General features: G+C 73.8%; 5 protein-coding genes. All 5 read right to left on the minus strand.

The annotated features are described in order from the left end of the window. Position 1 precedes the first annotated feature (1 nt). The 5 genes from ACGHC0_RS19135 to ACGHC0_RS19155 are packed head-to-tail and all read right to left on the minus strand — an operon-like array spanning position 2 to position 22,310. Positions 2-7,993 carry an amino acid adenylation domain-containing protein gene (locus ACGHC0_RS19135; protein WP_415926592.1) on the minus strand — a complete coding sequence of 2,664 codons (7,992 nt, stop codon included), beginning with the start codon at positions 7,991-7,993 and terminating at the stop codon, positions 2-4. Further along, positions 7,990-11,382, minus strand: a complete 3,393-nt coding sequence (locus tag ACGHC0_RS19140) for an amino acid adenylation domain-containing protein (RefSeq protein WP_415266466.1) — start codon at positions 11,380-11,382, stop codon at positions 7,990-7,992. The genes ACGHC0_RS19135 and ACGHC0_RS19140 overlap by 4 nt, the downstream gene beginning before the upstream one ends. Before the next feature lies 1 nt (position 11,383). Next, a complete protein-coding gene (locus ACGHC0_RS19145; protein ID WP_415266467.1) occupies positions 11,384-15,976 on the minus strand; it encodes a beta-ketoacyl synthase N-terminal-like domain-containing protein in 4,593 nt (1,530 codons plus the stop codon). Next, the gene (locus ACGHC0_RS19150) at positions 15,973-21,321 is read right to left on the minus strand and encodes an amino acid adenylation domain-containing protein (RefSeq protein ID WP_415266468.1); all 5,349 of its coding nucleotides are present in this window, start codon (positions 21,319-21,321) and stop codon (positions 15,973-15,975) included. The genes ACGHC0_RS19145 and ACGHC0_RS19150 overlap by 4 nt, the downstream gene beginning before the upstream one ends. Beyond that, positions 21,318-22,310 carry a TauD/TfdA family dioxygenase gene (locus ACGHC0_RS19155; RefSeq protein ID WP_053842618.1) on the minus strand — a complete coding sequence of 331 codons (993 nt, stop codon included), beginning with the start codon at positions 22,308-22,310 and terminating at the stop codon, positions 21,318-21,320. The genes ACGHC0_RS19150 and ACGHC0_RS19155 overlap by 4 nt, the downstream gene beginning before the upstream one ends. Positions 22,311-22,339 lie beyond the last annotated feature (29 nt).

A 22,339-nucleotide genomic window follows, 5' to 3' on the forward strand; every position in this document is an offset into this window, starting at 1 on the left:
TTCAGAGTTCCAGCTCGCCCAGCAGGGCATCGATGCGCCGGGCCGGGTCGTCGGCCGCTGCGGCGCCATCCGCCTGCGGCACCAGGCCGTCGGCCGCGAGGCGCGCGGCGAGGTCGGCGAGCACCGGCACCTCGAACACCGTGCGCAGCGCCACGGTGCGCCCCCAGGACCGCTGGATGGCGGCGACGAGCTGCACCGCCAGCAGCGAGTGCCCGCCCCGCTCGAAGAAGTGGTCGTGCCGGCCGATGGCATCGGTCTGCAGCACCTCGCGCCACAGCGCGGCCAGCGCCGCCTCCGCGCCGTCGCGCGGCGGCTCGCCCGGCGCGCCGGCACCATTCAGGGCCTGGGCGGCCGATGGCAGGGCCCGGCGGTCCACCTTGCCGTTGGGCGTGAGGGGCAGCCCGTCCGACACCAGCACCGCGGCGGGCACCATGTAATCCGGCAGGGACTCCCCGAGGCGCTCGCGCAGCAGGGCGATGTCGATCGCGAGGCCGGGCTGGGCGCTCACGTGGGCGACCAGGCGCGCACCGCCCGGCCCCTGCTCCGCCACCACGACGGCCTCGCGCACCTCCGGCTGCGCGAGGAGCCGGGTCTCGATCTCGCCCAGCTCGATGCGGAAGCCGCGCACCTTCACCTGGTGGTCCACCCGGCCCAGGTATTCCAGCTCGCCGTCCTCGCCCCAGCGCACGCGGTCGCCGGTGCGGTAGAGGCGTTCCCCGGGCACGCCAGGCGAGGGGTGCGCGACGAAGCGCTGCGCGGTCAGCGCGGGCTGGCGCAGGTAGCCGCGCGCCAGGCCCGCGCCGCTGACGAACAGCTCGCCCGGTACCCCGGGCGGCACGGGCCGCAGGTCCGCGTCGAGCACGAACAGGCCCAGATCGGGAATCGCCGTGCCGACCGGACTGCGCTGCGGCTGCAGGTCGGCCCGGGTGATGCGGCGCCACGTGACGTGCACCGTGGTTTCGGTGATGCCGTACATGTTGACCAGCTCGGGCCGCGCATCGCCGAAATGCGCGATCCAGGGCCGCAGCCGCTGCGGGTCGAGCGCTTCCCCACCGAAGATGACCACGCGCAGCGACAGCTCCGGCATGCCGGCCGGCGGTGGTTCATAGGTGGCGGGCAGGCCCACCAGTTGCCCGAAGGCCGACGGCGTCTGGTTGAGCACGGTCACGCGCCGTGTGCGCAGCAGGGCCAGGAAGTCCTGCGGAGAACGGCTCACCCAGTACGGGACGATGACCAGTTGCCCGCCCGTGCAGAGCGCGCCGAAGAGCTCCCACACGGAGAAATCGAAGGCGCAGGAATGGAACAGCGTCCAGACGTCTTCGGGGCCGAAGCGGAACCAGCCGTCGGTGCCGTGCAGCAGGCGCACCACCTGGCGATGGCACAGCTGCGCGCCCTTGGGCCGCCCGGTGGAGCCCGAGGTGTAGATCACATAGGCGAGGTGGTCGGGGTGTACCGCCACATCCGGCGGCGTGTCGGGCCAGGCGGCAGCATCGCTGCACTGCGGATCCACCACGGCCAGGCCCGCGGGCAGCGGCGAGGCGTCCCACAGGCCGTCCTGGGTGACCACGCAGGCCATGCCGCTGTCGCCCGCCATGTAGGCGATCCGCTCCGGGGGATAGTCGGGGTCCAGCGGGACATAGGCCGCCCCGGACTTGAGCACGGCCAGCAGTGACACCACCAGGTCGAGCCCCCGGCCGAGCGCGACACCGACGCGGGCTTCCGGCCCGGCGCCCGCGGCGCGCAGCCGGTGCGCCAGCCGGTTGGCGCGGCGGTCCAGCTCGCCGTAGGTTAAGGCGTCGTCCTCGAAGCGCAGCGCGACGGCATCGGGTTGCCGCAGGGCCTGCCGCTCGAACAGGCGGTGGACCGTGTCGTTGCCATCCACTGCCGCGGAGGCCGGGGCCTGGCGGGCGTCCGGCAGGGCCAGCACGTCCAGCGAACCCAGCGCCCGGCCGGCATCCTCCGCCAGCGCGCGCAGCCCGCGCACCAGCTGGTCCGCCAGCCTCCCGGCCGCGGCGGCGTCGATCCGCCGGAGGTCGTGCCGCAGCTGCAGCGTCAGCACCGGCTCGAGCAACGCCAGCAGCGTGACGGGGTAGTGCGTTTCCTCGCGCTGCGCGGCCACCTCGGCCTCGAGCCCCGCCGGCAATGCGTGCAGGGCGCCATCGACGGGGTAGTTCTCGAACACCAGCAGCGTATCGAAGAGCCCGGCTGCATCCGTGCCCATCCAGCGCTGGATGTCGTAGAGCGGCGTGTGCTCGTGTTCGCGCATGCGCAGGCCCTGGGCCTGCAGTTCCCGCAGCCAGTCGCCCACCGCAGCGCCGGAACGGGGGGTGCAGGCCATGGGCAGCGTGTTGATGAACAGGCCCACCGCGCGCTCGGCGCCCGGCAGCTCCGCCGGGCGGCCCGCCACGGTGGTGCCGAACACCACCGTTTCCTGCCCGGCATGGCGTTGCAGCACCATGGCCCAGGCCGCCTGCACCAGCGTGTTGAGGGTGACGCGCTCGCGCCGTGCGAAGGCCTGCAGGCCCGCGGTTTCCTGCTCCGTGAAGGAAGCCCTTACCTCACCGGCTCCCAGCCGCGCGGCGCCCTCGCCCCGCGCGGAGGGCTCGGCAGGCGCAGCGTGCGGCAGGCACCGGGCCAGGAGGGTCGGCTCTTCCACGCCGCCCAGCGCCCCGGTCCACCAGGCCCGGTCCGCCTCGGCGTCGCGGTGCTGGAGCCAGCGGATGTAGTCGCCGTAGCGGGCGGCCGGCGCCGCATCGGGCAGGCCGGCATAGTGGCGCAGCACTTCTGCCATGAGCTGCGAGGTGCTCCAGCCGTCCAGCAGCACGTGGTGCATGGTCCAGATGAAGTGGTAGCCATGCTCGCCGGTGCGCACCAGCGCGAAACGGATGAGCGGCGGCTGCATGCCCGGGAACCCGGCGGCCAGTTCCTCCTGCGCGATCGCGTCCAGGCGGGAACGTGCATCGCCTGCGCCGCTTGCACCGATCTCGCCGCGCACATCGATCTCGCGCCACGGCAGCCTGCCGGCCCGGGCCACCCACTGCAGGGGCCGGGCGCCCTCGGCCAGCACGCCGCTGCGCAGCACCGCGTGGCGCTCGAAGGCGGCCTCCCAGGCGGCGCGCAGCCGGCCTGCGTCGAGGTGGCGGAAGTCGATGCGCAGCTGGTTGCGGTATGCGGCCGCATCCGGGTCCAGCAGGGTCTGGAAGACGAGCCCTGCCTGCAGTGGCGACAGAGGATACAGGTCTTCCACCTGCGCCCAGTCCAGCCCGAGCGCGTCCAGGCCCGCCTGGTCCAGCCCCGCGAGCGGGAAATCCGAGGGCGTGGCGCTTTGCGGCGCCTGCGCGCAGTGGTCGATCAGCGACCGCAGTTCGCGCTCGACATCCGCCATCCAGCCGCGCACCGCGGCGGCATCGTGGCGCGCGCCGCTGAACAGCACGTCCATCGACAGCTCGCCCGCGAGCACGCGGCCGTTGACGGTGAACTCGTGCGTGAGCGGGGCGCCGGCATCCACGAAGGGGCCGGCCGGTTCGGGCGCCAGCGTCCATCCGCCTGCGCTTTCCTGCGGCCGGGCGTCGAACTGGCCCAGGTAGTTGAACACCACCTGCGCGCGCGGCAGCGCCTGCAGGGCTTCGCGCTGCTCCGGCGTGCCGAAGTGGCGCAGCGCGCCGTGGCCCACGCCGTGGCGGGGCACGGCGCGCAGGGTTTCCTTCACGCGCCGCACGGCATCGCCCAGCGCCCCCCGCGCGTCGAGCGCCACGGGATAGAGCGAGGTGAACCAGCCCATGGTGCGCGACAGGTCCACCGCGGGATCGAGGTCTTCGCGGCCATGGCCTTCGATGTCCACCAGCACGCGGTCATGGCCGCTCCAGCGGCACAGCGCGCGCGCGAGGGCGGTGAGCAGCAGGTCGTTGGCCTGGGTGCGGTAGGCGGCGGGCGCCTGCGCGAGGAAGGCCTCGGTGGCGCGCCGGTCCAGGCGGATGGAGACGGACTGCTGCTGGGCAGCGGTGCCCTGGCCTCCGGGCCGCGCGCAGGGAAGCTCCGCCGGGCAGCCAGCCAGGGCGGCCCAATGCGCCAGCTCGTCGGCGTGGTCCTGCCCGTAGCGCTGCAGCACGGCGGCCCATTCGCCGAGGCCGCTGGAGGCCGGCGGCAGCGCGGCCGGCGCGCCCGCGAGGCACCGGGCATAAGCCTGCTGCAGGTCGTCCAGCAGGATGCGCCAGGAGACGCCATCGACGATGAGGTGGTGCATGACGAGCAGCAGCCGCGCATCCCCGCCCGGCAGGGCGACGGCGACGGCGCGCAGCAGCGGGCCACGCTCCAGGTCGAGGCTGCACTGCGCCTGCTCGCACAGCGCGCTGAGCTGCGCGGGACCGTCCGCCGCGCGCATCCACAGCACGTCGTCCCATCCGGACAGGGCCGTGGCGGTGTCTTCGTAGCGCTGCGTCCACACCTCCCCTGCCGCGCCCTGCTGCCGCGTGAAGCGCAGGCGCAGCGCATCGTGCCGCTCTGCCACCGCGCGCAGCGCGCCGCGCAGGGCCTGTGCCTGCAACGGAGCGGGACTGCGCAGCAGCACGGCCTGGTTCCAGTGGTGGCGCGCCGGCATCGGCATGGCGAAGAAGTCGCGCTGGAACGGCAGCAGCGGCACCTCGCCGCGCGCCGGGCCGGCGGGCCGTGCCTCGCCGGAAGGCAGGCGCTCGATGACGGCCGCGAGCTGGGCGATGGTCTGCCGCTCGAACAGCTGGCGCGGCGTGGCACGCCAGCCGGCCAGCCGCAGCCGGGCCACGATCTGCAGGCTGAGGATGGAATCGCCGCCCAGTTCGAAGAAGTTGTCGTCGCGGCCCACCCCGGCGCGGCCCAGCACCTCGCACCAGACACGGCCGACGGCCTGTTCGGCTTCGCCGCGCGGCGCCCCGCCCGACTGAGCGGCCACGGCCTCGGGCGGCTCGGGCAGCGCCTTGCGGTCCACCTTGCCGCCGGGACCCGTGGGCAGGCGGTCGAGCACGACAATCGCCGAAGGGACCATGTAGTCCGGCAGGCTGCGCTCCAGGTGCGCGCGCAGGGCGCCTTCGTCCAGTGCGGACGGTGTTGCGGGCATGGCTGCCGGCGCCGGTGCCAGGTAGGCGACCAGCCGCGTGCCCTGCGCCGTCGCGCGCGCCACGACCACGGTCTCGCCCACGCCCGGGGCGGCCCGCAGCGCGGCCTCGATCTCGCCCGGCTCGATGCGGAAGCCCCGCACCTTCACCTGGTGGTCCGTGCGGCCCAGGTATTCGAGCTGGCCGTCCTCGCGCCAGCGCACCCGGTCGCCGGTGCGGTAGAGGCGTCCGCCGCTGCCGAAGGGGTCGGCCACGAAACGCTCCGCCGTCAGGCCCGGCCGGCCGCCATAGCCGCGCGCCAGGCCCGACCCGCCCAGGTACAGCTCGCCCGGCACATGGCGCGGCACGGGCTGCAGGTCGGCATCCAGCACGTGGGCGGTGCGGCCCGGCATGGGCTGGCCGATGGGTGCGTAGGCCTGGGGGAAGGATGCGAGCGCATCCACCTTCCAGAGCATGGGCGTGACCACGGCCTCGGTGGGCCCGTAGCCGTTGATGAGCAGGCGCGGCCGCAGGTGGCGGCGCACGGCGTCGAAGCCTTCGCGCGGCATCGCTTCGCCACCGAAGGAGATCAGCTCCAGCGCGGGCGCATCGTCGCCTGCCCGCCCGGCCCAGTCGGCCAGCTGCCCCAGGTAGGCCGGCGGAAAGCCCGCATGCGTGATGCCGCGCACGCGCAGGGCCTCCAGGGTCTCTTCGGCGGTCCAGAGGGTGTCGTCGCGCAGCACCACGGCGGCGCCGCAGGTGAGTCCGGTGAACAGCCGCTCGTGCGCGCCGTCGAAGGCGAACGAGAGGAAGTGCAGTTCGCGCGTGCCCGGCCCCATCTCGTAGCAGGCGGCGGTGTCCACGCAGTGGGCGGCGAAGGGGCCGTGCTCCACCAGCACGCCCTTGGGCAGGCCGGTGGAGCCGGAGGTGTAGATCACATAGGCCAGCTGGCGCGGGCCCACCGGCACATCGGGCCCCGCGTCACAGGCGCCGGGTTCGTCGTCGCAGGCGATGCAGGCCACCCCCGGCGGCAGCGGGATGCGCCCGGCCAGGGCGCTTTCGGTGAGCAGCAGCGCCATGCCGCTGTCGCGCGCCATGTGGGCCAGGCGCTCGGCCGGATAGGCCGGGTCCAGCGGAACGAAGGCCGCGCCCGCCTTGAGGACGGCCAGCAGGGCCGCCACCAGCTCGGGCGAGCGCGACAGCGCGACCCCGATGCGCCGCTCCGGCCCGGCGCCCAGCGCAGTGATGCGGTGCGCGAGGTGGTTGGCCCGGCGGTCCAGCGCGCGGTAGCTCCAGGCGGCGTCCCCGGCCTCCACGGCCACCGCATCGGGCTGCCGCCGCGCCATGCGCTCGAACAGGCGGTGCACGGGCTCGGCATGGGGCTGTGCGCGCGGGCAGTCGCCCCACTCGCGCAGCTGGCGCGCCTCGCCACCGGCCAGCAGGGGCACGTCGCCCACGCACGGGTCGCCGGTGCCTTCCAGCGCCTGCAGCACGGCCGCGAGCACGGCCTCGTAGTGGCCCGCCATGCGGCGCACCGTGCCGGCCGCGAACAGTTCGCGGGCATAGTGGAATTCCAGGCGCAGTCCGCCCTGCCCGTCTTCCACGGCACCCAGGATGAGCTCGAACTGGGCGGTCTGGCCCGGGATGTCCCAGCGCTCGAGCGCCAGGCCCGGTAGCTCGCCCAGCGCGCGGTGGTCGTGCTGCTGGTAGTTGAACATCACCTGGAACAGTGGCGGCGCGGCCAGGCTGCGGCCGGGCTGCAGCGCCTCGACCAGCTGGTCGAAGGGCAGGTCCTGGTGGGCTTGCGCCTCCAGGGCGGCTTCGCGCACCGCGTCCAGTGCGGCGGACAGCGGCATGCGGCCATCGACCTGCAGGCGCAGCACCTGGGTGTTCACGAACAGGCCGACCAGGCCCTCGGTCTCCACGCGGCCGCGGTTGGCCACCGGCACGCCCACGCGCACGTCCTGTTGGCCGCTCCAGCGGTACAGGGCCGCCTGGAACGCCGCGAGCAGCGCCATGAACGGCGTGATGCCGCGCGCCTGCGCCGCCGAGCGCAGCGCCCGCACGCGGTCCGCGGGCAGCTCCCAGGCATGCACGGCCGCGCGGTAGCGGCCATCGGCGCGGCGCGGATGCTCCGCGGGCAACTGCAGCACCGGCTGCTCACCGCCCAGGCGGGCGCGCCAGTACGCGAGCTGGCGGTCTTTTTCGCCGGCCTCCATCCACTGGCGCTGCCAGAGGGCGTAGTCGGTGTACTGCAGCGCGGATGCGGGCTCCGCGGGGGCGCCCCCGCCCGCATGGCGGGCGCGGTAGCGCTCTGCAAACGATTCGACCAGCACGCGCAGCGACCAGCCGTCCGACACGATGTGGTGCATGGCGACCACGAGGCGGTGCTCCCCGGCCCCCGTGCGCAGCAGCCAGACCCGCAGCAGCGGCCCTGCGCCCAGGTCGAAAGGCGTCTCGCAGCAGGCACGGGCCGCGGCCTCGGCGCGTGCGCACCGTTCGGGCTCGGGCAGGTCCGACAGGTCGATGCGGTGCACCCCGAACTCCACGGAGTGCAGCACCTGCTGGTGGGGATGCCCGCCGGCATCGGCGCGGAAGACGGTGCGCAGCGCGGCATGCCGCGCGATCACGTCGCGCCAGGCGGCCTCCAGAGCGGGCACGTCGATGGCGCCCCGCAGCACGAACGCCCCGGTGATGTGATAGGCCGATCCCTGCGGCTCCATCTGCCACAGGAACCACTGGCGCATCTGCGCGTACGACAGGGGGGCCTCCCCGTCCTGCGCCTCGCGCGGCAGGATGGGAAACTGGCCCATCGTGAGCCCCTCTTCGCGCATCTTCGCGTAGGCGGCGCGGCGCTGCGCATCGGTCAGCCGCATGAAGCGCCGGGCCATCCGGGCTTGGGGGAGAAGTGCATCCATATCGCTCATCCGGCAATCTCCATATCGTCGAGGAAGGCATCCAGGCGCGACAGCGCGTCCGCCACGGGGCGCTGCGGGCGCGCGGCTTCCACGCACCGCGCCAGGTCCGCCAGCACGGGATGCAGGAAGACGTCCCGCACCGAAATCTCGGCCTGCAGGCCCGAGCGCACGCGGGCGACGAGCTGCATGGCCATCAGCGAATGGCCGCCCTGGGCGAAGAAGTGGTCGGTGCGGCCGGCGCGCGGCAGCGCGAGCAGCTCACACCACATGCGCGCCAGCGCCTCCTCCACCTCGCCCTGCGGTGCGGCGTAGGCCACCGCGGAAGCGGGCTGCAGCGAGGGCAGCGCCTTGCGGTCCACCTTGCCGTTGGCGTTCAGCGGCAGTTCCGGCAGCACCGCGATCTGCGAAGGCACCATGGCCTCGGGCAGTTCTGCGGCGAGCCGCGAGCGCAGCGCTTCGCCGTCCAGGGTGGTGCCCGCGTGCGGGCTGCAGTACGCCACCAGCGCCATGCCCGCGGGCGTGGATGCGGCCACCGCCACGGCCTCGCGCACGCCGGGCCGGGCCAGCAGGCGTGCCTCGATCTCGCCCAGCTCGATGCGCTGGCCGCGGATCTTCACCTGGTGGTCCAGCCGCCCCAGGTATTCCAGGGCGCCATCCTCGCGCCAGCGCACGAGATCGCCCGTGCGGTAGAGCCGCGCTCCCGCCTCGAACGGATCGGCCACGAAGCGGTCCGCCGTGAGGCCGGGCCGGGCGGCATAGCCGCGCGCAAGCCCGACGCCGCCCAGTAACAGCTCGCCCGGAGCGCCCGGCGGCACGGGCTGCATCGCGGCATCGAGCACATGGGTGCGCAGCCCGGCGATGGGCCGGCCGATCGGCACGGGTCCGCGCTCCTGCGGATGGCAGGTCCAGTGCGTGACGTCGATGGCGGCCTCCGTCGGGCCGTAGAGGTTGTACAGCGCCACGCCGGGCAACCGCTCCAGCACCTGGCGGCGCGCCTCGGCCGGCAGCGCCTCGCCGCTGCACACGATGCGCCGCACGCTGGCGCAGGCGTGCGCATCCAGCTGCGCCAGCAGGGCCTGCAGCATGGAGGGCACGAAGTGCAGCGTCGTCACCGCATGCCGCTGGATGAGCGCCTGCAATTGCGCGGGCTCCCGGTGCGCGCCGGGGGGCGCCACCGCCAGGCGCGCGCCCACGGCGAGCGGCCAGAAGAACTCCCACACCGACACATCGAAGCCGAACGGCGTCTTCTGCAGCACCGTGTCCCCCGGGCCCAGCCCGTAGGCCTGCTGCATCCACGCGATCCGGTTCGACAGTGCGCCGTGGCGGTTGGCCGCCCCCTTGGGCCGGCCGGTGGAGCCGGAGGTGTAGATCACGTAGGCCAGGTGCTCGGGGTGCAGCGCCGCGGGCGGAAGAGCGCCTTGGGTGGTGCCCTCGCCCGGCGCATCCTCCAGGGGCAGCAGGATCACCGGCTGCGCCATCGCCGCCGGCAGGCAGGCGCGGTGGGCGGCATCGGTCAGCACCAGCGCCGGTGCGCAGTCGCCGAGCATGTAGGCGATGCGATCCGCCGGCAGTTCGGGGTCGAGGGGCACGTAGGCGCCGCCGGCCCTCAGTACCGCGAGCAGCGCCTCCACCATGTCCGCGCCACGCGCCAGGGCCACGCCCACCAGTGTCTCCGGGCCCACGCCGCAGGCGCGCAACCGGTGCGCGAGACGGCTGGTGCGCGCGTCGAGCTGCGCATACGTCCACTCGCGGCCTTCGGCCACCAGGGCGGGCGCATCGGGGGTGAGCGCCGCCTGGCGCTCGAACATCCGGTGCACGGGCAGGTCCATGTCCACGGCCTCCCCGTCCGCCGACCACGCCTGCAGGCGCGCGCGCTCGGCATCGCCGAGCATGGCGACCTCGCCGACGGAGCGGCCGGGATCATGGGCCAGCGCATCCAGCATGCGTTCGTAGTGGCCGGCGATCTCCGCCATTTCCTGCGCGCCGAAGCGCGCGGCGTCGTAGCGGAACGCGGCCCGCAGTCCGCCGTCCGGGTCTTCCATGGTCTCCAGCGTGAGCCCGAAGGGCGCCGCGCGCAGTCCGGGATCGACGCGGCGCACGGCCAGCCCCGGCCAGCCCGCCAGGGGCCGGCCGCCCTCGCCCAGGTGGTTGAACATGCACTGGAACAGTCCTCCGCCTGCGTGGCCGCGCTCGGGGCGCAGCAACTGCGCGACATGCTCGAACGGCAGATCCTCGTGCTCGCGGGCCTCCAGCGCGGTCGCATGCACCTGCGCCAGCAGTGCAGACAGCGGCATCTGCGGCACGGGCCGCGCCTGCATCACCACGGTGTTGATGAAAACGCCGGCCACGTCGGCCGTCTCCGGGCGGTTGCGCCCCGCCACGGGCACGCCCACGCGCTGCACGGCATGCCCGGCATGGCGGAACAGCACGGCATGGAAGGCCGCCAGCAGCACGCAGAACAGCGTGGTGCCGTGGGCACGGGCGCGCTGGCGCAGCGCCTGCAACAGCGGGGCGGGCACGGCCAGCAGGTGCTGCGCGGCCCCGGCGTCCTGCCCTGCGGGAACCTGCGGCGACGCAGCAGCGGTGCCCCGGCCGATCTGCAGCACGGGCGCTTCTTCCGCGAGCTGCCGTGTCCAGTAATCCCGGTGCCGTGCGGCCTCCGGCCCCTGCAGCCAGTGCCGCTGCCAGACCGCGAAATCCACGTAGCGCAGTGCCGTGGGCGCATCGGACGGTGCATGGCCCTCGAGCGCATCCGCATAGCCTCGCGCCCATTCGTCGAGGATGCGCTCCACTGTCCAGGCATCGGAGGCGATGTGGTGCATCATGAACAGCAGCCGGTGCTCCCGCGGGCCGAGCCGGGCGAGCGCGCAGCGCAGCAACGGGCCGCGGCGCAGGTCGAAGGGCTCCGCGCACACCTCGCGCGCCAGTGCCTCCAGCCGCGCATCGCGCCCGTCCGGCGCCAGCCCGGAAAGATCGGTGCAGGGCAGCGGCACCTCCCGTGCGGGCTCCACGCGCTGCCAGGGCGTGCCGTCCCCGCTTTCGCCGAAGACGGTGCGCAGCCCTGCGTGCCGCCGCACCAGGGCCTGCAGCGCCGCATGCAGGGCAGCGGCATCCAGCGGGCCTTCGAAATCCAGTCCGCCCCCCACGTGGTAGGCCGTATTGCCGGGATCCATGCGCCAAAGGAACCACTGGCCCTGCTGGGCCCAGGACAGGGGCGCCTCGGCGCCCTCCGGCACGCCGCTGCGCGGCAGCGCATCCACGGAGGACGCAGGCGGCGGCTCCGCACCGCCGGCGGCGGAAGCATCGGATGGACGGCCGCTCAGCCGCTGGCGCAGCAGCGCCTGCTGTTCGGGAGAAAGGCGCGCGCGGCGCTCGGAAAGAAGAGGACTGTCGCTCATGTCAATCGGCCTGCAGGGAAACGGAAGAAGTTGCGGCGCCGCGCTCGATGTCCTCGATCAGCCGCAGTTCCACGAGCTGTGCCAGGTCGGCGATGCGCGGGGCCTTGAAGAAGGCCGCGGGGTGGATGTCCACGGCATAGGCCTTGCGCACGCGGGCCAGCAGGCGGATCGCCAGCAGGGAGTCACCGCCCAGCTCGAAGAGGTTGTCGTCGGCGCCGATGCCATCGATGCCCAGCGCCTCGGTCCACAGCGCCGCGAGGTTGTCCTCCAGCTCGCCCTCCGGCGCGCGGTAGGGCGTGGACAGCACCGGGCGGGGGTGCGCGGCGCCGCCGGAGGGAGCCGCTGGCGGCGGCGCGGCCTCCAGCGCATCCACGAGCCCGTCCAGCGGGCGCAGGCGCTGCGCGAGCGGCGTGACCGACACCAGCGTCTGCGGCTGCAGCGGCCCGTTCACCACCCGGTCGAACACCTCCATGCCCGTGCGCTCGTCCAGGCCCATGCCCTCGGGCACGTCCATGTCGGCACCGACGCCCACGTCGCGCCAGGCATCCCAGTTGACCGAGAACACCGGCCACGGGCTGTCGCGCCGGCTGGCGGTGGCGAAGGCGTCGAGCCAGGCGTTGGCGGCCGCGTAGTCGCTGCGGCCCAGCCCCCCCACCCAGCTGGCGACGGACGAGCACAGCAGCACGAAATCCACCGGCTCGCCGCGCAGGGCGTCCACCATGGCCCGCGTGCCCTGCATCTTCGCGGCGAAGGCCGCCTCCACCTCGGCCCGCGTGCGGGTGGCCAGCATGCCGCCGCCCGGCTCCATCACGGCGTGCACCACGCCGTTCACGCCGCCGAAGCGCGCATGCACGGCCTGCAGCGTGTCCCGCCACTGCGCCGCATCGGTGACGTCGGCCGCCACGGCCATCCATTCGATGCCGTCCGCATCCATCGCCTGCAGCTGCACGAGCCTGCGGCGTTGCGCCGCGGGCAGGTCCGGCCGCGCGAGCAGGCCCTCCCAATCCCCGCGCGGCGGCAGCGGCGTGCGCCCCAGCAGCACCAGCCGCGCGCCGTGGCGCCGGCCCAGGTGCCGCGCCAGCGCGAGGCCGACGCTTCCCAGCCCGCCCGTGATCAGCACCACGCTGCCTGCCCGCAGGCGCTGCGCGCAGGCAGCGGGCGCCGGAGCGGGCTCATAGGTCTTCACCCAGCGCTGCGCACCGCGCCAGGCCACGCAGAACTCGTCGGACGGGCGCGCCGGCTCGCCCGCGAGCGCGTCGGCCAGCTGCGCCTCGGCGGCGCTGCCGGCGTTAGGCACCAGCACATCCACCACGCGGCAGGCGATGCGCGGCATTTCCTGGCCCAGCACGCGCGCCAGGGCGGCCACGGTGGCCTTGCCGGGTTCCAGCGGTTCGATACCGGCCACCTCCTCGGCACGGTCGATCACGGCAGTGAGCGACAGCGGTTCATCGCGCCCCGCATCCTCGCGGCCCTGGGCCAGGGCCAGGAGGCTGAAGTAGCCGCGCTCCCAGTCTTCCTCCAGCCCCCAGAAGTGGAAGGCATGCGTCACCGGACCGAGCACTCGCCAGAGCGCTGCATGGTCGCCGCGCGCCTCCGGCCGCAGCCCGAAGCCGCCACCGCCGTCTTCCCTGAAACCTTCGGCCGCAGCCACCTGCACCACGCGCGCTCCGCGCTCCGCCAGGCGCTGCGCCAGGCGCTCCGCCAGCGGCAATCCCGCACCGCCGAGCAGCAGCACCGTGTCTCCCGGGCCGGGCCCCGCGGCCTCCGGCACCGCTTCGCTGCGCTGCCACGCGGGCAGGTAATAGAGTCCCTGCGGCCGCGGCGCGGGCGCATCGCCCTGCGTTCGGGGCGCGCCAGCCTCCACCCAGAAGCGCTGGCGCTGGAACGGATAGGTGGGCAGCGGCACATTCCGGCGGCGTGCGCCGTCGCGTGTGGCGGGCCAGTCGATCTCCACGCCCGCCGTCCACAGGCCGGCCAGGGCCTGGGCCAGTTGCTGCGCGTCGCGGTCCCGCTGCTGCGGATGGGCCAGGCTGGCCCAGATGCCGGCGGCCGTTGCCGCCTGCGCATGCCGCCGCGCGAGCCCCGCCATGGATTCGCCCGGCCCGGCCTCCAGCACCACGCGCCCCGGCTGCGCGAACACGGCGTCCAGGCCCTCGCGGAAGCGCACCGTACCCCTCAGGTGCCGCCCCCAGTAGGCCGGGCTCATGGCCTCCTCGGCCGTGATCGGCCGGCCGGTGACGTTGGAAACGAAGGGAATGCGCGGCGCATGGCGCGGCACCGCGGCGATGCGCCGCTCCAGTTCCGCCACGATGGGCTCGACCATGCGCGAATGCATGGCCACGGCCACGTGCAGCCGGCGGGGCGCATGGCCCTGCGCGCGCAGCGCCTCTTCCGCCGCCTCGACCGCGGCGGGCGTGCCGGACAGCACGCAGAGCGCATCGCCGTTCACGGCGGCCAGGTCGCAGCCGAGGGACAGCGACGGCGCGATCTCCGACTCGGGCAGCGGCACCGCCGTCATCGCGCCTTCGGGCAGGCCGGCCATGAGCCGGCTGCGCCAGATCACGATGCGCATCGCATCCTCGGGCGCGAAGACGCCGGCCAGGCAGGCCGCGACATATTCGCCCAGGCTGTGGCCCAGCATCAGCGCGGGCCGCACGCCGCACGACATCCACCACTGCGCGATCGCGTACTCCACCGCGAACAGCGCGGGCTGCAGCACCTCGACGCGCGCGAGTTGCCCGGCGGCCTCCGCTTCCCGGCCAGGCGCGGGGTGGATCAACGCCCGCAGGTCCATCCCGGTCTCCTGCCGCAGGACGGCGGCGCATGCATCCAGCGCCTGCCGGAACACCGCGCTGCGCCGGTCGAGCCCCTGCGCCATGCCGATGTGCTGAGCGCCGGAGCCGGGAAACAGGAACACCACCTCGGGCGCGGTGGCCGGCACGCGCCGGGGCTCGGGCAACGGAGCCTCCAGCCGCTGCGCCGCCAGGCCGGGCTCGTGCGCCGCCACGGCCGTGCGCCAGGCCCAGGCCCGGCGGCCGCACTGCAGCGTGTGCGCGATGTCGGCCAGCGCCTCCTGCGGCCCGCCGCGCAGGTGGGAGGCCATCTGCGCGCGGGATGCGTGCAGCGCGGCCTCGGTGCGCGCCGACAGCGGGAGCACCTCCCACCCGGGCTCAAGAATGCCCTCCGGCCCCTCCCTGCCCTGGCCTGCCTGATCGTCCACGGAACGGCCCGCGCGCGGCACCGGCGGCGGTGCCTCTTCCAGCACCACGTGCACGTTCGTGCCACCGATGCCGAACGAACTCACGCCCGCGCGGCGCGGGAAGGCGCCCCGGGGCCATGGAGCAGTTTCGGTATTGACGTAGAAGGGGCTGGATGCGAAATCGATGCGCGGGTTCGGCTGCCGGCAGTGGAGGCTCGGCGGCAGCTGCGCGTGCTTCAGGGCCAGGGCGGCCTTGATGAGCCCCGCCACGCCCGCCGCCGCGTCCAGGTGGCCGATGTTGGTCTTCACGGAGCCGACCGCGCAGAAGCCGCGCCTGTCCGTGTCAGCACGGAATGCCTGCGTGAGCGCGGCCATCTCGATGGGATCGCCCAGCGCCGTGCCCGTGCCGTGCGCCTCCACATAGCCGATGGTGTCGGCCGAGACGCCCGCGACGAGCTGCGCCGCGCGGATCACCTCGGCCTGCCCGTCCACGCCGGGCGCGGTGAAGCCAACCTTGGCCGCGCCGTCGTTGTTGGCCGCGCTGCCCTTGATGACGGCATGCACCGTGTCGCCATCGCGCAGCGCGTCCTCCAGCCGCTTGAGCGCGACCACGCCCACGCCGCTGCCGATCACCGTGCCCGCGGCATCGGCATCGAACGCGCGGCAGTGCCCGTCGGGCGACAGGATCGCACCGGCCTGGTAGCGGTAGCCGCCCTGCTGCAGCAGGTTCAGCCACACGCCGCCCGCCAGTGCCATGTCGCATTCGTGGCCCAGCAGCGACTGGCAGGCCATGTGCACGGCGACCAGCGATGTGGAGCAGGCCGTCTGCACGCTCACCGCCGGGCCGCGCAGGTCCAGCTTGTAGGCCACGCGGGCGCAGAGCGAGCTGGGCGCATTGGCGCCCATCAGGCCGAGCACGTCGGCGATGCCCGAACCCTCGTCCAGTCCGGCCGCGGGCAGCAGGTGGCGCATGAGGTACACGCCCGGCCCTTCGCCGCCGTACACGCCCACCTTGCCTTCCCAGCGCGCCGGATCGCAGCCGGCGTGCTCCAGACAGGCCCAGGCGCTTTCCAGGAACAGCCGCTGCTGCGGATCGAGCTGCTCGGCCTCGCGCGGCGTGAAGCCGAAGAACTCGGCGTCGAATCGGTCGAACCCGTCGAGCGGCACGCCCGCCTTCACGTAGTCAGGATCGCGGCGCAGCGCCTCGGGCACGCCCAGGGCCTCGAGCTCCGCATCCGAATAGGTCCTGACGGAGTCCAGGCCATCGCGGATGCGCTGCCAGAAGGTCTCGACATCCGGCGCGCCGGGAAACCGCCCCGCCATGCCGACGATCGCGATTTCCAGCCCGCTCGGTGCCTGCGAAGAGATCACGGGAGAGTCAATGGGCGCATTCATTCCCGGGCTCCTTGAAGATGGACGCGGCGCTGCAGCAGCGCGGCACGCTGCCGGCGCGCGCGGTCGTCGGCGGACTGCACCGCAGCGGATGCACCGGACTGCGCCGGGCTGCCGTCTCCCGCGGCCTGGTCGATGCGGCGCGCGAGCGATTCCACCGTGGGGTGCTGGAACAGGTCCACCAGCGCGAGCCGGCAGCCCCACTCGTCCTCCAGCCGGCGATGGGCACGCACCAGCAGCAGCGAGTGGCCGCCCAGGTCGAAGAAGTTGTCCTGCAGCCCCACCGACGGCACGCCCAGCAATTCGCTCCACAGCGCCGCCAGCCGGTGCGCCGTGCTGCCCTGCGGCGCCGTGGCGCCAGAACCGGTGCCTGCGTCCGTGCGCGCTGCAGGCGCGGGATCGGGCAGCGCGGCCCGGTCCACCTTGCCGTTGGCATTGAGCGGCAGAGCGTCCAGCACCACGATGGCCCGGGGCACCATGTAGCCGGGCAGCCGCTGTGCCAGTGCCGCACGCAGCGCCACGGCATCCCCCGCGCCCGCCACGTAGGCGACCAGCGACTCGGCGCCCTCCGCGCCGCGCACCACCGCCACCGCGTCCTTCACGCCGGCCTGCGCGCGCAGCGCCGATTCGATTTCGCCCAGCTCGATGCGCAGGCCACGCAGCTTCACCTGGTGGTCGATGCGCCCCAGGTACTCGATCTGTCCCTCGGCATTCCAGCGCACCCAGTCCCCGGTGCGGTACAGGCGCCCGCCCGCCCCTCGCGGATCGGCCACGAAGCGCTCGGCCGTCAGCCCGGGCTGGCCCAGGTAGCCGCGCGCCAGCAGGGCTCCGCCGATGTAGAGCTCGCCGGCCACGCCCTGGGGCACCGGCTGCAGCTGCGCATCGAGCACCCAGGCCTGCGTTTCGCTGATGGGCCGCCCGATGGGCACCGGCCCGGTCTCGTCCCGGCAGGTCCAGCGGGTGACGTGGATCGTCGTTTCCGTGGGCCCGTAGAGGTTCTGCAGCGTCGCGCCCGGCAGGCGGCGCAGGGCCTCGCGCTGCAGGGTCTCGGGCATCGCCTCTCCTCCGCAGATCACATGGCGCAGGCGGGTGCGGTGCTCGATGCCCGGATGGTCCAGGAAGGCCCGCAGCATCGATGGCACGAAGTTCAGCGTGGTGACCTGGTGGCGCTCGATCAGTTGCACGATGCGCTCCGGATCGCGGTGCGCCCCGGGCGGCGCCACCAGCAGGCGCGCGCCGGCCGTGAGCGGCCAGAAGATCTCCCAGCACGACACGTCGAAGCCGAAGGGCGCCTTGTGCAGCACCGTGTCCGACGCGGCCAGCCCGTAGGCGCCCTGCATCCAGGCCATGCAGGTGTGCAGCGCCGCGTGGCGCACGGCCACGCCCTTGGGCCGCCCCGTGGAACCCGAGGTGTAGATGACATAGGCCAGCTGCTCGCCATGCACCGCGATGCCGGGGTTCTCCGCATCGCCGGGCACTTCGTCCTGAAGGTCCTCCATGCCGATCACGCGCACGCCCGGCAGCGAGGGCACCTGCCCCGCCGTCGCCGCATGCGACAGCACCCAGGCCGCGCCGCTGTGCTCCAGCATGTCGCCCAGGCGCCCGGCCGGAAGCTCCGGATCCAGCGGCAGGTAGGCGCATCCAGCCTTCATCGCCGCCAGCATGCCCACGATCATCCCGACCGAGCGCTGCATGCAGATGCCCACCAGCGACTGTGGCCGCAGCCCCTCGCGCAGCAGGTGGTGCGCCAGGCGGTTGGCGCGCGCGTTCAGTTCCCCATAGCCGATGGCTTCATCGCCGAACAGCAGCGCCGTGGCCTGCGGCTGGCGCGCGGCATGCGCCTCCAGCTGCCGGAAGACCGGCACGGGCGCGCTCTCGCGGTGGTCGTTGCGGCTCCAGGCGTCCAGCTGCGCGCGCTCGGCGGGCGCAAGCCACTCCACCGCACTGGCCGGCTGGTCCGGGCCCTCGGCCATCGCCTGCAGCAAGGCCAGGAAATGGCCGGCCAGCCGCTCGATGGTGGCCGGCTCGAACAGTTCGGCCGCATGGACCCAGGTGAGCGACAGCGCCCCGGTGCCGCGCTCGCGTGCCTCCAGCACCAGCTCGAACTGCGCCTGCGGCCCCTGCAGCGGCTCGGCCCGCACGTCGAGCCCCGGCACCGACTGCAGCAGCCGGTCGTCCTCCGCCAGGTGGTTGAGCATGACCTGGAACAGCGGGCTCGCGCCCGCGCTGCGCTCCGGCCGCAGTGCCTCCACCAGCCGGTCGAACGGCAGCTCCTGGTGGGCCTGCGCGCCGAGCACCAGTTCGCGCGCATCGCGCAGCACACCGAGCAGCGTGGCCTGGGGGCCCACGGTACCGGGCAGTACCAGGGTGTTCACGAAGAGGCCGACCAGCCCGTCCACGCCGGGCACGCCCCGCTGCGCCACCGCCGCGCCGACGCGCACGCGCGGCTGCCCCGTGTACCGGGACAGCAGCACCTGCAAGGCCGCCAGCAACACCATGAAGGATGTCGCACCCTCGCGCGCCTGCAGCGCGCGCAGGCCCTGCACCACCGCCGCCGGCACCTCGAAGGCATGGCGGCGGGCCGTGTAGGCGGCCCGCGGCGAGCGCGGATGGTCCGGCCGCACCTCGCAGGGCGTCGCGTGCCAATCGGCCAGCCGCTCCCGCCACCAGGCCCACTGCCGCTCGCCCTCGCCGGCCTCCAGCCGGCCGGCGGCCCAGGCCGCGTAATCGATGTACTGCAGCTGCGGCATGGCCCGCGCGGGCAGGCCCTGGCGGCGCGCGCCGTAGGCCTCCAGCCACTCGGCCACCCACAGCTGCATCGATGCGCCGTCCGAAAGAATGTGGTGCATCACCACGGCGAGCACATGCGTGCGCGCATCCAGGCTCAGCAGCGCCACGCGCCACGGCGGGCCCTGCAGCAGGTCGAACGGGCGGGACTGCAGCGCATCCAGTCGCTCGCGCACGGCATCGTCGCGCTCCGAGCAGGCGGTGCGGCCGAGGTCCGCCGTCTCGGACGCGATCGCCGGCATGTCCTCCACGCGCTGGAACGGCACGCCATCCGGGCCTTCGCCGAACACGGTGCGCAGCGATGCCTGCCGCCGCGCCACGTCCTCCAGCGCGGCCTGCGCCGCCGCGGCATCGAGCTCACCGTCGATCCACAGCGCCGCACCCACGTGGTAGGCGGCATCCCCAGGTGCCAGTTTCCAGAGGAACCACTGGCGCGCCTGGGCATGCGACAGCGGCCGGTTCCCGGTGCGCAGGGACGGGGGCAGCGGCTCCACGGAGCTCGCGACCACACCGGCGTCGGCCGCCGGCCCCGCGGCCATGGCTGCGCGCAGGGCCTCCACGCACGCACCGAGCCGCGGATGGTCGAACAGCACGCGCGGCGCGAACGCCACGCCGAAGCGCTGCGCGGTGCGCGCTGCCGCCTGGGTGGCCGCGAGCGAGTTGCCGCCCAGCACGAAGAAATGCGAGTTGCGGTCCAGCGCCTGCGGCGCCGCGGTGCGCAGCACGTCCTGCCAGATGCCCGCCACCTCGGACTCGAGCGCATCCAGGGCGCCGCCGCCGGACGCGGCAGCCTCCTGCTGCCCGCCGCGCACGAAGCGCCCCCACTCGTAGATAGCGTAGGCATCGGCGCTGCGCTCCGACCACGCCGCGCGGCAGGCGCTGCGCTGCAGCTTGCCGCTGGTGGTCTTGGGCAGCGTGCCGGGCTGCAGCAGCAGCACGACCGACAGCGGCTCGCCCACCGCCTCGCTCACGGCCGCGCTCAGGGCCTCCACCAGCGCGTGCGGCGGCACCAGCTTCTGCATGCCGCGCGACACCTCCACCGCCGCGCCGATGCCCTCGGCCTGCGCTCCCTGCACCGGGAACACGGCCACGCGGCCCTTGCGCACTGCCTCCACCTCGGCCTCGATGGCCCGCTCCACATCCTGCGGATAGACGTTGTGGCCGCGCAGGATGATCAGGTCCTTGGTGCGCCCGGTCACGACCAGCTGCCCTTCATGCAGGAAGCCCAGGTCGCCCGTGCGCAGCCAGCGCCGGCCGCCGTGCTCCACGAAGGTGGAAGCCGTCGCCTCCGGCTGGCCCCAGTAGCCCGCCGCCACGCTGGGCCCGCTCGCCCAGACCTCCCCCACGCAGCCCGCATCGGCAGGGGCGAGCGAAGCCACGTCCATGATCTGCACGGCATGCCCGCTCGCCGGCCCCCCGCAGCCCACGAGCAGCGGGCCCGTGCCCGCATCGCCGGGCTCCGCCGCGCCCACGGCCAGCGCCTGTGCGGAGAATGCCCGTGCCCACAGGCCCTGCCCGGGCCGCACACCGGTCACGTAGAGCGTCGCCTCGGCCAGGCCATAGCAGGCATGCACCGCGCCTGCGCGGAAACCGTGCGCCGCGAAGCGTTCGGCGAAGGCCGCCATGGTGTCGGCCCGCACGGGCTCCGCCCCGCTGTAGGCCACGCGCCAGTGCGACAGGTCCAGCCCCTGCGCCTGCGCCTCGCTGATGCGTTCCAGGCAGAGGCGGTAGGAAAAATCGGGCCCGCCGCTGACCGTGGCGCGGTGGCGCGACACCAGTTCCAGCCAGCGAGCGGGCCGCTCCAGGAAGTAGCGCGGCGACACCAGCACGAGCGATGCCCCGCAGTACAGCGGCTGCAGCAGCCCCCCGATCAGGCCCATGTCGTGGAACAGCGGCGCCCACGAGACGAAGCGGTCCTCCGGCCCCGTGGCCATGCCTTCCTGGATGGCCCGCTCGTTGGCCATCAGGTTGCCGTGCGTCACCATCACGCCCTTGGGATGCCCCGTGGAGCCGGACGTGTACTGCAGGAAGGCCAGGTCGTCGTCCGCCGGTTCGTGCGTGCGCCACGCGCCGGCGAGCGCCAGGTCCACCGCGTCGCCCGCGATCACTTCCAGGCCGGGGAAACCGGCGCGCACCATCGCCTCCCACTCCGTCGTGGTCAGTACGCAGGCCGCGCCGCAGTCCCGCGCGATGCCCTGCAGCCGCGCCAGGTGCTGGGGCCGCTGCGATTCGGGCGGGAACACCGGCACCGCGACGATGCCGCTGTGGAAGCACGCCAGCATGCTGGCGGCATAGTGCTCGTCGTTGTCCTGCAGCACGAGCGCGCGTTCGCCCGGGGCGAACCGCTGCTGCAGCCGCGCGGCCAGGGCGTGCACGCGGCGCGCGAACTCCGCATAGGTCAGCGCCACTTCGCGCCGGCCGCCCTGCGGTTCGTCCACCACCGTCAGCCAGACAGCGTCCGGCCGCTCCCCGGCCAGCGTGCGCAGCCGCTCGACGAAATTGCGCGGCGCCGCCGCCTCCGCATCCAGGGCCGCGGACAGTGCGAGATCCTTCGCGTTCATGCGCCCGCTCCCAGGTTGCCGTGGGGCCGTGCCATGGCCACCACCACCTTGCGCGGCCCCTTGAAGGGCGCGCGCGCATGGGCCGCCAGCATGTTGTCCAGCATCACCACGTCGCCCTTCTCCCAGGGGAAGGACACGGTCTCTGCGTCCAGCACCGCGCGCACCTCGTCCATCAGTGCATCGGGCATGGGCGATCCATCGGCGAAGAAGGTATTGCGCGGCACGTTGTCGATGCCCAGCACCTCCTCCAGCACCTCGCGCTCTTCCGCGTCGCGCGCGGAGATATGGAACAGGTGGGCCTGGTTGAACCACACGGTCTCGCCCGTGACGGGGTGGACCTCGATGCCCTGGCACAGCTGCCGCGTGCGCAGCCCGCCGTCGTCCTTCCACTCCCACGCGATGCCCGCTTTCGCGCAGAACGCCTCCACCGCATCGCGGCGGTCCGTGTTGAACACCTTCTGCCAAGGCACGTCCATTTCGCCGAAATTGCGCACATACAGCACGCCGGGCTCGAAGAGGCGGCGGATGCGCTCCGGCATGCGCCGGTAGATGGCCCGGCTGTCCGCGATCGGCGTTTCGCCCCCTTCCGGTGCCGCCGTCACGCAGTGGAACCAGATGCGCATGGGCCACTCGCGGGTGTAGGCCTGCTCGTTGTGCAGCGGAATGGTCTGGTGCGCGGGATACTCCGTGGAGGTATAGACACCGGCCCCGGTGGAGGCCTCCACGGCCGAGCGCGGCGTCGAGGCAAACTCGTACTTCAGCAGCGGATCGCCGAAGGCCGCCGCGAACTGCTGGAAGGTCTCTACGGCCGGCACGTCGAAACCGCGCAGCAGCACCCCGCCCACGGCCGGCAGCGCCTCCTCGATGCGCGGACGCAGGCGGCCGAAGGCATCGAGCAGCCCCTCCCCGGGCCGGTTCGGCGTGATCAGCAGGGGCAGTTCGGACCCTTCGGGCGCCTGGCGCCTGAATTGCATCGGCATTTCATTCATGTGGAACTCCTCGTGCGCGCAAAGGCGCT

Source organism: Acidovorax sacchari, from assembly GCF_042847045.1.
GTDB classification, from domain to species: domain Bacteria; phylum Pseudomonadota; class Gammaproteobacteria; order Burkholderiales; family Burkholderiaceae_C; genus Paracidovorax; species Paracidovorax sacchari.

What these genes read in the sequence shown, in the direction of transcription:
- ACGHC0_RS19145 (WP_415266467.1), bottom strand. Translation starts at nt 15,976, where the DNA reads ATGAATGCGCCCATTGACTCTCCCGTGATCTCTTCGCAGGCACCGAGC.
- ACGHC0_RS19155 (WP_053842618.1), bottom strand. Translation starts at nt 22,310, where the DNA reads ATGAATGAAATGCCGATGCAATTCAGGCGCCAGGCGCCCGAAGGGTCC.
- ACGHC0_RS19150 (WP_415266468.1), bottom strand. Translation starts at nt 21,321, where the DNA reads ATGAACGCGAAGGATCTCGCACTGTCCGCGGCCCTGGATGCGGAGGCG.
- ACGHC0_RS19135 (WP_415926592.1), bottom strand. Translation starts at nt 7,993, where the DNA reads ATGAGCGATATGGATGCACTTCTCCCCCAAGCCCGGATGGCCCGGCGC.
- ACGHC0_RS19140 (WP_415266466.1), bottom strand. Translation starts at nt 11,382, where the DNA reads ATGAGCGACAGTCCTCTTCTTTCCGAGCGCCGCGCGCGCCTTTCTCCC.